Raw genomic sequence first — 13,724 nt, forward strand, 5'->3', positions numbered from 1 at the left:
TTATGGATGGCATAAATCTAGATTGCTAGAGCCCCACCTTCTTAAGAATTTTTAACAAGATCATTAAATGCCTGATATTGTGTTAAATACACTTTTCCACTGAGATGTTGTAAAAATCCACTGCATTCCAAATGATCCATTACTGGGCCTTTTACCTCGGAAAACGATAGTTTGATATGCAGTGTTTTGAGTTGATTATTGAGCGCTTCAAGCATTTCTAATGCACTGAAATCAATTTCGTTGACGGCACTGCATTGGATAACAACATCGGCTATATCTGGACGATGATTAATGCTGTCGAGAATACTGTCTTCAAGGAAGGCGGCATTCACAAAAAACAAGCTTTCATCAGGGCGTAAACAAAGTAGATTGGGTGATGTCTTCACCTCATAGCGTTTTACGTTACGGAAATGCTCTGTTCCTTCAATCAAGCCTATTTCTGCTACATGAGGCCGAGAGGTGCGAGATAAGTGCAATAGGATAGATAAGCCCACACCAGATGCGACCCCTACTTCTACCCCCATTAATAGTGTTATCACAATAGTCGCTAAAACCGCATAAAAATCACTGCGAGAAAAAGCCCATGTTTTTTTCAAAATAGAGAAATCGATTAACGTTGTTACAGCGACAATAATAGTTGCAGCTAAGGTTGCTTTAGGTAAGAAGTACAAAATAGGTGTTAAAACGAGTGAGGCGATCATGATGCCGATGGCCGTCATAATCCCGGCAAGTTGCGTTACTGCGCCCGCATCAAAGTTCACTACGGAACGAGAAAAACCACCCGTAACAGGGAAGCCGCCAGAGATGCCGGACGCTATATTTGCTGTGCCTAAACCGATTAACTCTTGGTTTGGTTTAACTTTTTCTTGGCGTTTTGCCCCTAATGTTTTCCCTACAGAAATTGACTCAACATAACCTATGATGGAAATCATTAAGGCAGGTAAAGCCAAGCTTTTTATTAGTTCAAACGAAGGCAAAGATAAGCTCAAATGGGGTAGTCCAGCTGGAATAGTTCCTGTAATAGCAACACCTTGAGCTTGCAAGTCATAAACGTAAACTAACGCTAAACTGGATAATACACCCAGAATAGGCGCTGTTTTTGCCAAAGATGCGGCGTAAGTTTCAGGTACTTTAAGCATAATGAAAAACGACTTGGCATAGCGGCGTGCCAATAATAGGAACGTGACAACAGATAACCCTACAACAAATGTCATTGGATTAAATTGGCTAATATTTTCTAGCATGCTGAGAGATTGTGTTACGACATTGTCGCCATGAGCTTGAATGCCAAAAATGTGCTTTAGCTGACTTAAAGCGATGATGATGCCAGAAGCAGAAATAAAGCCAGAGATCACCGAATGAGACAGTAAATTGGTGATCATTCCTAGCTTCATTACTCCCATGGTGACCAACATAGCGCCAGATAATAATGCGAGTGTAATCGCTCCCGTTAAATAACTTGCACTGCCTTGTTCTGCAATGACCGCCAATGACGTGGCTGTCATTAATGACGCCACGGCAACAGGGCCAACTGATAATGATGAACTGGTACCAAATATGGCGTAAAGCACTAATGGCAGAATGCTAGAATACAAACCAACTTCTGGTGGTACCCCAGCCAGCATTGCGTAAGCCAATGACTGAGGAATCAGTAGCATGGTGACTATGAACGCCGCTGTGGCATCTTGACCAAATTGCACTCGGTTATAGCTTTTTAACCAAGATAGAGCAGGAAAAAAACGTTCAACAATCATTTTGATATTCTCACTCTTTTCGCATGATTGGTTTAACAAACCACTCATGCCCTTTCAACATGCCGTGCCAGTAAAAAGGAGGTAAAATGTCTTTTTTCAAGATCCAAGCTAAGGTGGTTGCTTTAGAGCCATCGTTAAGCCACTTTGGAAACGTTGGCATCACGACTCCTCCGTAAGCGAATTCTGCCAAGACAATTTTTCCGACTTCAACCGTCAGTGGGCAAGAGCCATAACCATCATAAATCGCTCTGATTTTATGATTATCTAAGACATCAGAAATATTCTGTGCAACCACTGGAGCCTGTTTACGAACGGCTGCCATAGTCTTTGCATTTGGTGTATTGGATACATCACCCAGCGACCAGATATTGTCAAAAGAGGTATGTTGTAAGGTTTCTTTATCCACATCAACCCAACCCGCATCATCTACTAAAGGACTGTTGCGAATAAAATCTGGTGCGGTTTGTGGTGGGCAAACGTGCAACATATCAAATTTTGTTTCAATTATGATTGGTTGGTCGTTTTCATCTTTCGAAGCAAAATAAGCTCGTTTATTTGGACCGTCCACTTTAACTAGATTGTGGCTGAAATTGGTATCAATTTGATATTTTTCGATATAGCTTTCAAGAGCTGGCACATATTCAGATACACCAAATATCACACCACCTGCATTGTAAAATGAGACATCAATATTTTTAAGCGAGTCTTGTTTAAACCAATGGTCACAAGATAAATACATCGCTTTTTGAGGTGCGCCAGCACATTTAATCGGCATTGGAGGTTGTGTGAAAATCGCTTTTCCGCTTTTAAGGTTCTTTGAAAGCTCCCATGTATAAGGTGCTAGATCATAACGGTAGTTAGAAGTGACACCATTACGGCCTAATGTTTCTGATAATCCTTCGATGGCTTCCCAATCGAGTTTTATTCCTGCAGCAACGACTAAAAAGCGATAAGTGATTTCTTGGTCATTCTCAAGAATGACTTTATTGTCATTTGGTACAAAAGTTTTGACCGCTTTTTTTAGCCACGTCGTTTTATTTGGAATCACGTCCCCCATATTGCGACGAGTTTCCCCAGCTTTAAATACGCCACCACCAACTAGTGTCCAGCCAGGTTGATAAAAGTGGCTTTCAGCAGGATCGATCAAGCAGATTTGTAAGTTTGGTTTGCGCTTCAATAAACTGGCGGCTGTAGAAATACCTGCTGTACCCGCACCGACAATAACGACATCATATTCTGGCTTCTTTGTTTCTATTTTTGGTGTTTCTGCCTGTTCTGGATAAGCCGCTTGCCAAATTAAGCTTGAGCGATTACCAGTTCGGCAGTACGCATGAGTGTTATGGGCTCCAACGAGAGTTTGCTTGAACAACTCAGCATCCGCTGCTTGCATTTTCCCACCTGCAAAAGGAATGTGAACGGCACCGATGTTTAACTCTTTTGCGCGAGAGGCAATATCTGCAAATGCCAGTTGACCATCTTCTTCGTTGTCTGGACGATTACATATAATCAGCGTCACACCAGACTTTGCTAAAGTATTTACATCAACTAAGGTGATCTGCTCAGACACTGAATATTTATCTGTAATTTGTTTGCGTATCATGGCTATTCTCTCATTATTTTTTTTAGTTTTTTATAATGGGTAGGCTTTTACCTGCATGATTTACTTAAAAGCATTTAGTGGAATCTTGAAGTAAGACAAGCCATTATCCTCAGGTTCTGGCATGTGTCCTGCTCTCATGTTGACCTGAAGAGAAGGTAAAATAAGGCGAGGCATAGCCAATGTTTTGTCTCTTGCTTCACGTAAATCAACAAACACAGATTTACTAATATCACTTTTAACATGAATGTTTTGTTCGCGTTGTGCTTTTACTGTTGTTTCATATTCTAATTCACGGCCATTTGGGCAATAGTCATGGCACATGAAAATACGATTATCTTCAGGTAAGGCTAAGATTTTTTGAATGGAATCAAACAAAATTCCAGCATCCCCTCCTGGGAAATCAGCGCGAGCTGTCCCTGCATCTGGCATGAATAAGGTATCGCCAACGAACACGGCGTCTCCTAATGTGTGAGTGAAGCAGGCAGGTGTGTGTCCTGGAGTGTGTATTGCTACACAATCCATTGAACCTACTTTATATTGTTCACCATCACTGAATAAGTGATCGAACTGGGAGCCATCACGTTTAAAATCAGCGCTTTCATTAAAGACGGTGCTAAAGGTGTCTTGTACTGCTGTAATCTGTTTTCCAATACCAATTTGACCGCCTAGTTTTGCTTGTAAATAGGGCGCAGCGGAAAGGTGATCCGCATGAACGTGAGTTTCAATTAGCCATTCGACATTTAGCTTTTGGGTCGTCACATAATCTATTATTTCATCGGCACCCTTATAAGAAGTGCCACCTGATGCATAGTCGAAATCTAAAACGCTGTCTATGATGGCGCAACTAAATGAATCTGGATCCTTAACCACGTAAGAGAATGTATTAGAGTCTTTATCAAAAAAAGCAGCGACATTAGGTTTTGTTATCTTGTTAGTCATTATTTGAAACCCCTTTTTAAGTTGTTAATTAGTAACCGTAAATCGGTTTATTAACTTAGATAGAGCAGAAAATATGCCAAGATAAAAAAATAATTCTAAGCTATTGAATTTATTGATTTATATATTTCTAATCGATCGTTTTCTCTAGATTAGTTTTGACTAATGTTAGGTGTTTTGTCATATTTGACTTAATTTTTTGACAAATATGGCATTTCTATGGATGTGATTGTATCTGATGGACCTTCTTATGAGGTTTTAGCAAGTATGCTTGAGGGTTACGACTGTCCGGCGATTCTGGTGTCTATTGATTATCAGATACTTGCAATTAATCAACGCTATCGTGAGGCCTTTGGTGAAGTTTCATTGCAAAAAAAACCACGTTGCTTTGAAGTTTCTCATGGTTATACCGTTCCTTGTGATGAAGCTGGTGAGGACTGTCCCTTGTCTGCTGTCCTTCATACAGGACATAAAGAACGCGTTTTACATATACATCAAACCCCAAGAGGCAAAGAGCATGTTGATGTAGAAATGTTGCCTATCCATGACAATCAAGGCAACTTGTTATTCTTCGTTGAGTTATTACGTGCAGTATCCGCAGCTAGTGCTGAGGATGTGAGTAATAAGCTTGTTGGCTATGGAAAAGCGTTTAATCAAATGCTGGAGAAAATAACCCGAGTCTGCAGTCGTAATGCATCGGTACTATTGTTGGGAGAATCAGGCAGTGGTAAAGAGTTGGTGGCAAACGCAGTGCATCAGGGCAGTACTAGGGCTAAAAATGCGTTGGTGACATTAGAATGTGCGGGACTGACGGACTCTTTGTTTGAGAGTGAGTTATTTGGCCATACAAAAGGCTCTTTTACTGGCGCGAATAACAATCGTACCGGCTTGGTTGAGTTAGCCAATGGCGGAACTTTGTTTTTGGATGAGATTGGTGATGTGCCGCTTTCTATGCAGGTGAAACTATTGCGTCTTATTGAAACAGGATCTTTTCGACCTATAGGCTCTTCAACTATTAAGCACAGCAACTTTCGTTTAGTTTGTGCAACACATAAAAACCTTTCTCAAATGGTAAAAGAAGGTACTTTTCGTCAAGATCTCTATTATAGAATTAACGTTTTTCCTATTTATGTTCCTTCATTAAGGGAGCGAAAAGATGATCTGTCTTTATTAATCAATACCTTGCTCAAACGCATAAGCGAACGCAAAGAATATCACCTGACTGATTCCGCATTACAGGTATTAAGGCGATACAATTTCCCTGGCAATATTAGGGAGTTAAGTAATATCCTAAATCGAGCTGTTATTCTGACAGACACTAACCTTATTGAACGTAGCACTATTCAAGAGTGTTTGTATATTGATAATGAACTAAGTCAACAAGGTGATTTTTCCGCACCACAACAATCAGGCTTGAAAGGCATCCATAACATCGACAAGGAATGGGTTGATTTGAAAACAGCAGAAAGTCGTTATTTATCAGATTTAATGACCTTCCATAATAGTGATAAAGAAGCTGTCGCCAAAATAGCAGGAATAAGCCTCCGTTCCTTATATCGTAAGTTAGAAAGCTAATTAAAGTTGTTAACTGAGCACATAGCGCATAACCTATTATTTATAATATTGATCAAGTTATCAATGAATTAGCTAATTCCACAAAACCCAAACCGCCGTTCTTAGAGGTGATATAAGTCGGTTTATACATCAAAGTCGGGAGGAATTTTTCGACATTGGCGACACCAACAGATAGCGGAATGGTTTGAAACATGGCTTCGTCATTGGTTGAATCGCCGATGAATATGGTGTCCTCAACCTGAATGTTTTGACCTTTGAGCCAAGCCATCGCTCCGGTGGCTTTATTGTGTTCGCCAATCCAAGTGTTGATATGAATAGAGCTCAATTTGGCGTTTACGCCTTTTTCTTTTAACCATTCGGTTGCGGCTTTAGCATGTGAAAAATCCACTTTGACCGCTTGTCCGATATCTAATGCCACATCGGTCATGCGAAAGTTTTGGTCTTGGGTAAAGCTGATATCTGGGTAAAGAGTATTTAGTTCCTTGGTCAGTGTTTTTAACGTTTCAAGGTCTTCTTGTACTTGGTGAGGTGCTTTTAAGTAAGTGAGCAACGTATGACCGCGGTCTCCTTGTTCCATAAAGAAAGCGCCATTTTCTCCTATTATGTATTTGATCGGTAAGGTTTTTAGCAGGCAATCACACCATCCTGCGCTGGCACCAGTAACAGGTACAACAAGAATGTTGGCTTGCTTTAAATTATGTAAGGCCTGAATCGTCTCTAAAGGAATTTCTCCATTTAACGTCAGTGTGTCATCGACATCGGTAAAGACGACTTTGATTGTGTTGGTAAGGTTTGCTGGTAACTGTGTAGGGTTATTCATCAGTATTTTAATCTTCTAGAGTGAGGCAAATAGGTTGGTGATCAGAAGCCATTGTTGAGGTGTTTACTTCCATGTTTTTGATCTTGTCGTCTAATCCTGAAGAACAAAGAAAGTAGTCACGCACATGAGCGCCTTCTGGCCATAAGCTTGTATCGAAAATGCCACAAGTTGGTTGTCGAACTAAATGATTTGCATCTTTTATTGCGACATTAGCGCAGTCTAACCAAGCCATATCATTCGTCATTGTTAGGTACTTGGGACTGTTTAAAGCGATGTTAAGGTCTCCACATAATAAGACGTGTTGGCCCTTTTGAGCAGAATGATAGGCGTCGTTATCGGATGAACTTAAAGTCGTTGTTGATAATTTATGGCTGAGTACTTGGTCACGTAGTTGAGTTAAATAGTCAATTTGTTGTGTCGATTCTAGTTCTGAGTGATAGGCAAGGTGTGTATTCAATAAGGTGATACTTGTGCTCTTATAACGGATCACAGTTTCCGCTACGCTTCTCGGTATTTGTATGGCGGGAGAAACACATGGATTGGGTAGCTGATGAATGCGCTTATCTAAAAGAGTTCCTTGTTTTACTAAGGTTAAGTTACCAAACTCTTGATTTTTACCATTGGCGAGAGGACGACTAAACCCCGCTGCCCAAGTACTGTGATAACCCGAAAAACCTTCTTCAATCAGACTTTTTTGATCGTCATTATTATACGGCACCATATACCGAGCAACTTCTTGTAAACAAATCACATCTAAGTCACCAAAGTCTTGAATGTCTTTGATGATTCGGCCGTTATCAAACACATTGTCACAGCCTTTGGTCGATTGAATATTCCAGCTTAATAGACGCATTATTTGATTCCTGCATGCATAAATGACTGAATGAACTGACGTTGGAAAATAATAAAAATCAGTAAGAGTGGCGCAATAGAAATCAGTGTGCCGGCACAAATAATAGCCCAATCAACACCTGATTCAGGCGCACCGAAAATAGACAAACCGACAGTGAGCGGACGACTGTTTTCCGTATTGGTGACGATTAATGGCCATAAGAAATTATTCCAATGTGTACTGATAGAAACTAATGCATAAGCCACGTAAGTCGGTTTCGCCAGCGGCACATAGACTTTCCAAATGATTTGTAAAAGGCTACATCCTTCTAGTTTTGCGGCGTTTTCTAGGTCCATTGGCACGGATTTAAAACTTTGGCGCAATAAAAAAATACCAAAGGCGCTGGCAATATAGGGAATCGCCACGGCCAAATACGTATCAATGGCATGGAGCTGAGCTAGCGTTTGATAGTTCTCTACAATGAGTATTTCTGGTGTCACCATCAGCTGCATAATGATCAAGCTGAAGACAAATGCGCGACCGCGAAACTTAATACGAGCTAAGGCATAAGCCGCCAAGGTACAGACGATTAACTGACCTGCCAATGTCAAAATACTGATGGCAAAGGTGTTAAACATGTAGCGCATAAAAGGTGCTTGAGACCAGGCTTTTTCAAAATTGCTTAACTCCAAGGGAGCAAACAAGACAAAATTTGTGGTGTATTCCGCACTATGGAAAGCGGCCCAAAAAGCGTAAAGCAAAGGAAAAATCCAAAGTAATGCCAATACCCAAGCGATACTAGAAGATAAAAGTGTCAGTGTTTTATTCATTATCAATCTCTATAGTCTGGCAATTTAGTAATGCACGCGACGTTCAATCACGCCAAATTGTATGAGCGCCATAACAATTAATATGAGCAGTAAAATCACCGTTAATGCTGATGCGTAAGCGGTATCGAAAAAAGAAAATGAGTTTTCGTAAATGTAATACAACAAGAGATTTGTCGCATTATTTGGGCCACCCTTGGTGAGAATGAATAGATGGTCAATGAGCTTAAATGAATTCAGCAAAGCGTTAACAAAGACAAATAAAGTGGTGGGCATAAGCAAAGGAAAAGTAATGCGTCTAAAGATATAAAGACTGGATGCGTTTTCCGTTTTTGCGGCCTTGTATAAATCGGGTGAAATGGTTTGCAGAGCGGCAAGATAGAAAATCATAAAGAATCCTGCTTCTTTCCAAATAGTCATGGTCATTAAGCTGTATAACGCGGTATCAGGGTTGCCTAACCAGTTGACGCCAGAGACACCAAACCATCCTAAAACGGCATTAAATAAGCCAATTTCCGAGCTGTAAAATAATAGCCAAATGTTCGCTACAGAAATCATCGGCAACATAGTTGGTGTGAAAAAGGAAAGACGCATAAAACCTGTGCCAGCGATTTTTCCATTGACCCAAAGAGCCATGCTTAACGCGAAGAAAATGGAAGCGGGTACTGTGATCAAAGCGTATAAAGCGCTGTTTTTCAAAACTTGCCAAAAAACTGGATCATCGAGTAAACGAGCATAATTTTCTGGGCTGGCTTGATTTCCCATTTGTACGCCAAAACCAAAAACACTGCGCCAAATGGTGTTGCCTATGGGTAAATAGGTAAAGGCAACTAAGAGTATAAGTGCTGGTGCCAAGAGCAGCCAAGCTTGGGCTTTATAGGTTTTAAACATAAATGATCTCAATAGCGGTGCTATTGCTAGCCCCGCTGTATTCAGAGTGGTATTCAACGCTAGCGAGACTTAACGGTAGCGTGACAAGATTCGATCGGCTTGTTTTTGGGCAGAGGTTAACGCTTGTTTTGCGTCTTGCTGACCATTTAATACAGATTGAATCGCATCATCTAATAGCTTTCTGACACGACCAGATTGGTGTGTAGATAACTCTGCTGTTGCGTATTTCAATTGATCGCGAGCGATCGCAGCAGGTGGGAAGGATTCTACATAGTTAGCCAGTTCCTTGGTTTGATACGCAGCAGGGCTGACACCCATGTAACCTGTTTCTATACTCCACTTAGCGGCTTGCTTTGGTGAGGTCATAAATTTCACTAACTTAAGCGCGGCTTGTTTTTCTTCCGTAGTCGCATTTTTAAATAAGTAAAAGTTACCGCCGCCCGTTGGTGAGCCGCGTTCTTCATCCGCTGGTAACATTGCAACGCCAAAGTCGAAGTTTGCTGCTTTTTTAACTGCGGTTAAGTTACCGGTTGAATGCCACATGATGGCAGTTTTTTCTTCTAAGAAATTCTGACGTAAGGTTCCCCATTCAATCATTCCTTTCGGCATGACTTGATGTTTGTTGCCTAAGTCTTTCCAGAACTCAAGAGCGGCAATGGCTTTAGGGTCATCGAAATAGGTTTTGTTACCCGCCTGGTTCATTAGTTTATGACCTTTTTCTTTCGTCAAAGCGCCAAACATCCAATATGGGTAACCGGTAGAAGGGATCATCGCGCCCCACTGAGTAACATTGCCATTGCTGTCTTTCTTGGTCAGTTTTTTGCCCATTTCAACAAGCTCTTGCCAGTTACTAGGCGCTTTTTCTGGATCAAGACCAGCGGCACGGAATAGGTCTTTGTTGTAATACATAACAATTGTGGAGCGCTGGAAAGGAATGCCGTAGGTCTTGTCATTCACAATGCCGTTTTCCATAAGAGCAGGGTGGAAGCTTTTTAACCACTGACGATCAGCCGACGTAGAGATTACATCGTCAAAAGGAACAATCGCGTCTAGGTCCATCAGTTCATGGACGTCGATAGAAAACATCACTGACAATTGAGCAGGTTGACCACTGTTTAAGGCGGCTAACGCTTTTACTCGAGCATCGTTGTAATTGCCTGCATAAATGGCTTTTACATCAATATCAGGATTTTCTTGCTCAAAATCATCGACAATAGAGTCAACGACTTTCGTTAGCGCGCCACCAACGGACACAGGGTAATACATGGTTAACTCTGTTTTAGCTTGCACTAAGGCTGAAAAACTCAGGCCTATTGCTCCTAAAGTAAGAAGTTTTTTAATGTTTGTACGCATTGCAGTAGCTCCTTTCTGGTTGGTTTTGATAATGCTATATACCGGCAATACGCTTGCCAGTTGATTTGGAAAATAGATGTTGCTCTTGTTCAGACCAGTTGATGGTTAAGTCACTTCCTTCGGTTAGTTGGTGTTTACCCATAAGGGACAATTGGATGTTTTTTGATCCGTGAAAAGGGCCGTCAATAATGTCGACATTAATAACAGTGGCTGCGCCTTGGTAATCACTGTTTTTGATCTTGGCTTTATGACCTACATTCTGTACTTCGATGTGTTCAGGTCTTACACCAATAATGTGCTCATGACTGGTAATAAGATTCATTGGAGGGTGACCAATAAAGCGAGCGACGAAAGTAGATTCAGGGGTTTGATAAAAGCTCTCAGGTGAACCTTGTTGTTCCACTTTTCCTTGATTAAGTAAGATGATTTTGTCTGCCATGCTCATGGCTTCAATTTGATCATGGGTGACATACACAACCGTCAAACCTAAGGACTTTTGTAGATGGCGTAATTCATTGCGCATTTCATTACGAAGCTTGGTATCAAGGTTCGAAAGCGGCTCATCCATTAGGCAAAGTGGCGCTTGTGAGGCAATGCTTCTTGCTAATGCGACGCGCTGACATTGACCACCTGATAGCTGACTTGGCTTTTTATTAATATGTTCTTCCAGACCGACAAGCTCAATGGCATGTTTCAGTCGCTTTAATTGTTCTTGCTTGTCGACTCGGCGGGCTTTTAAACCAAATAAAATATTCTCTTTTACCGACAGGTGTGGAAAAAGGGCATAAGACTGAAACACCATAGACAAGCCTCGCTTCCCTGGAGGAAGGTGGGTAATGTCATTTTGCCCGAGATGAATCTGACCTCTAGAAGGCACTTCAAGGCCTGCAATCATATTGAGGGTGGTGGATTTACCGCAACCACTTGGACCAAGCAAAGAAATGAATTCCCCTTGCTCAATGGAGAAACTGATATCGTTCACCACACAATGCTGAGCATAGTCTTTGCTCAAATTAGAAATACTTAAAAAACTCATAGTTGCCTCAAAGATTGATTACTGCTCGACTCAACTTTCACTTCCAGTTGCTGACAAAGCTGGGCTAATTCAGTGGAAATCTGGTCGGTAAAGAACATGTCGATATTTCTAAGGTGACTGCTTTTGACGGGTGCGCTACGTTGGAATTTATGGTGGTCAGCCACTAAAATCCGTTGTTCGCAATTTTCTAAAATTGCTTGAGATAGATGAGATTCTTCCGGTGAAAAATCGAGTAAGTCGCCAGCACTAGACATTCCGCCGACACCACATATTCCATAGTTGACCTGGAATTTTCTGAAATAGTGTGTTGCATCTTCTCCAACAACATCTTGATCAGTAGCGCGGATGCGTCCACCTACCATGTGGGTTTGAATGTTAGGGTTTTCACATAGAGCAATGGCGGCATTTAAGTTATTGGTTATCACTGTCAGCCCTGGATGATGAATAAGATGTCTGGCAATTTGTTCCGGTGTTGTTCCTATGCCTAAAAATATGCTGCAACCTTCCGGTAAGAATTGAATCAGCATTCTTGCGATGTCTTTTTTCTCTTCTAAATGGATAATCTGCCGATTGGAAAAAGACAAATTATTGCTCTGTACCGGTAAGCAAATACCACCATGAACTCGTTTCACTAAAGCCAATTCACTGAGTCGGTTTAGCTCTTTACGGATAGTTTGAACAGACACATCAAAGTGCTCGGTTAGTTCAGCACTTGAGACCTTACCTCCATGATTTTTTAGTAAATCAAGAATGTCTTTTTGTCTTTTTGATATCTGATTTATCATCCGAAACCCTAAAGTGTTTAATTTCTGTCGATCGAAATACTATTTGTTTCGTGTGAAGCTTTGTTTAACGATTTTTGACAGTTTTATGTCTGTGTAGGGTTTTTAGGTATGTAGTTTGTGAGTTAAATAGCTTAGAGCTTAGAGCTTAGAGCTGAGTGTGAGTGCGGAAATAAAGTTGTCGGAGGTGTCTAATATTGAGGAATAGGATGCTTACTTAAATGATTATTGTGTAGCTAAGAAGGGAACCTTTGTAACGCTAAATAAAACGAACCGTGATAAGTCGGTTCGATTTTATTAGTTAAAAGCATATCGTGTTATTTGTTGATAAGTATTTTCTGGAGCGAGCAAAATAGATGGAAAGTGTGGCTGGTTGATAGCGTCCGGCCAATGTTGTGCTTCTAAGGCAAGACCGGCGTAAGCGTTTAATTCACCTGAGTTGATATTAGATTCTGCCGATAAGTGAATATGGCGACCATCGTATACCTGTAATCCAGGTGCTGTGGTTTGGTAATTTAAGGTGATACCCGTCAATGGTGCTTTTAGTGTCGCAACCGTTCGTATTGGACGACTGGCTAAAGATAGGCAAAAATTGGTGTCTAATTCCGGGTAATCATCACGACCTATTGTTCGTAGCTGTTTAAAGTCGAAGGCACTGTTTGCTGTAGGAGTAACTTCTCCTGTTGGAATCACTTCTTTGTCTGTTGGTAAATAATGATCGGCTTTGATACTAAGTTGATGATCAAGAATAGAGCCAACACCATCAAGGTTAATGTAGCTGTGACCCGCAAAATTACAAATCGTTAGTTGGTCTGTTGAGGCTTGGATTTCCATTTCTAAGGTGCTGTCGAGTAACCGATAAAACACATTCACCATCATATTCCCTGGATAACCCATTTCACCATGTGCGAGTTTTGTCTGTAGCTGAACCGTGTCTTCTGTTTGCTGAATGATTGACCAAACTTTAGTGCCCGTCCCATTTACACCGCCATGTAAATGGTGTTTCTCTGGTAACGTCGGCGGTAAATTGTAGCTTTTTCCGTCAATCAGAGCGTGACCATGGGCAACGCGATTTGCCACTCGCCCAACGACAGCACCAAAGTATTTGGTTGCGTTAAGGTAATCATCAATTTTAGAAGACCCGAGTACTAATGAGTGTTCATAACCTTTTAAATAGACCGATTGAATACTGGCACCTAAGGTCAGGATGTTTACTGTCAGCTGTGCATTATTGAGTGTGATGCGTTGCACTTTTCTTAGATCAAGTGTTGGGTTCAAAGCAAATATCCTTTTATAAAGACGTTAACGTACCATTTAT

12 protein-coding genes are annotated in these 13,724 nt (G+C 41.1%); 1 reads left to right on the forward strand and 11 read right to left on the reverse strand.

The window, feature by feature from the left end:
- Positions 1–41: 41 nt before the first annotated feature.
- From IF202_RS09070 to IF202_RS09080, 3 genes are read right to left on the reverse strand one after another with little or no spacing between them, the layout of a single operon-like run.
- Positions 42–1,754 (reverse strand): SulP family inorganic anion transporter, encoded by a 1,713-nt coding sequence (locus tag IF202_RS09070; RefSeq protein ID WP_191594545.1) that lies wholly within the window; start codon positions 1,752–1,754, stop codon positions 42–44.
- 10 nt (positions 1,755–1,764) lie between these two features.
- The gene (locus IF202_RS09075; protein ID WP_191594546.1) at positions 1,765–3,354 is read right to left on the reverse strand and encodes a bifunctional protein tyrosine phosphatase family protein/NAD(P)/FAD-dependent oxidoreductase; all 1,590 of its coding nucleotides are present in this window, start codon (positions 3,352–3,354) and stop codon (positions 1,765–1,767) included.
- A gap of 60 nt (positions 3,355–3,414) precedes the next feature.
- Positions 3,415–4,293 carry an MBL fold metallo-hydrolase gene (locus IF202_RS09080; RefSeq protein WP_191594547.1) on the reverse strand — a complete coding sequence of 293 codons (879 nt, stop codon included), beginning with the start codon at positions 4,291–4,293 and terminating at the stop codon, positions 3,415–3,417.
- A gap of 216 nt (positions 4,294–4,509) precedes the next feature.
- On the opposite strand from IF202_RS09080, the gene IF202_RS09085 reads away from it, so the two are divergent.
- Positions 4,510–5,865: a sigma-54 interaction domain-containing protein gene (locus IF202_RS09085; protein ID WP_191594548.1), complete on the forward strand. Its 1,356-nt coding sequence runs from the start codon at positions 4,510–4,512 to the stop codon at positions 5,863–5,865.
- A gap of 52 nt (positions 5,866–5,917) precedes the next feature.
- Here the strand turns inward: IF202_RS09085 and IF202_RS09090 are convergent, their stop codons facing one another.
- From IF202_RS09090 to IF202_RS09125, 8 genes are all read right to left on the reverse strand, one after another.
- Positions 5,918–6,685 (reverse strand): HAD-IIB family hydrolase, encoded by a 768-nt coding sequence (locus tag IF202_RS09090; RefSeq protein ID WP_191594549.1) that lies wholly within the window; start codon positions 6,683–6,685, stop codon positions 5,918–5,920.
- A gap of 7 nt (positions 6,686–6,692) precedes the next feature.
- Positions 6,693–7,538 carry an endonuclease/exonuclease/phosphatase family protein gene (locus tag IF202_RS09095; protein WP_191594550.1) on the reverse strand — a complete coding sequence of 282 codons (846 nt, stop codon included), beginning with the start codon at positions 7,536–7,538 and terminating at the stop codon, positions 6,693–6,695.
- Entirely contained in the window at positions 7,538–8,347 is an 810-nt protein-coding gene (locus IF202_RS09100) for a carbohydrate ABC transporter permease (protein ID WP_191594551.1), read from the reverse strand. The genes IF202_RS09095 and IF202_RS09100 overlap by 1 nt, the downstream gene beginning before the upstream one ends.
- A 24-nt stretch (positions 8,348–8,371) precedes the next feature.
- The gene (locus IF202_RS09105) at positions 8,372–9,235 is read right to left on the reverse strand and encodes a carbohydrate ABC transporter permease (RefSeq protein ID WP_191594552.1); all 864 of its coding nucleotides are present in this window, start codon (positions 9,233–9,235) and stop codon (positions 8,372–8,374) included.
- 69 nt (positions 9,236–9,304) lie between these two features.
- Positions 9,305–10,588 carry an ABC transporter substrate-binding protein gene (locus tag IF202_RS09110; RefSeq protein ID WP_191594553.1) on the reverse strand — a complete coding sequence of 428 codons (1,284 nt, stop codon included), beginning with the start codon at positions 10,586–10,588 and terminating at the stop codon, positions 9,305–9,307.
- A gap of 34 nt (positions 10,589–10,622) precedes the next feature.
- Positions 10,623–11,624 (reverse strand): ABC transporter ATP-binding protein, encoded by a 1,002-nt coding sequence (locus tag IF202_RS09115; RefSeq protein WP_191594554.1) that lies wholly within the window; start codon positions 11,622–11,624, stop codon positions 10,623–10,625.
- Positions 11,621–12,409: a DeoR/GlpR family DNA-binding transcription regulator gene (locus IF202_RS09120; RefSeq protein ID WP_191594555.1), complete on the reverse strand. Its 789-nt coding sequence runs from the start codon at positions 12,407–12,409 to the stop codon at positions 11,621–11,623. The genes IF202_RS09115 and IF202_RS09120 overlap by 4 nt, the downstream gene beginning before the upstream one ends.
- A gap of 294 nt (positions 12,410–12,703) precedes the next feature.
- Positions 12,704–13,684, reverse strand: coding sequence for an aldose epimerase family protein (locus IF202_RS09125; protein WP_191594556.1), 981 nt, complete (start codon positions 13,682–13,684; stop codon positions 12,704–12,706).
- Positions 13,685–13,724 lie beyond the last annotated feature (40 nt).

It is taken from the genome of Marinomonas colpomeniae (assembly GCF_014803385.1).
Classification (GTDB): domain Bacteria; phylum Pseudomonadota; class Gammaproteobacteria; order Pseudomonadales; family Marinomonadaceae; genus Marinomonas; species Marinomonas colpomeniae.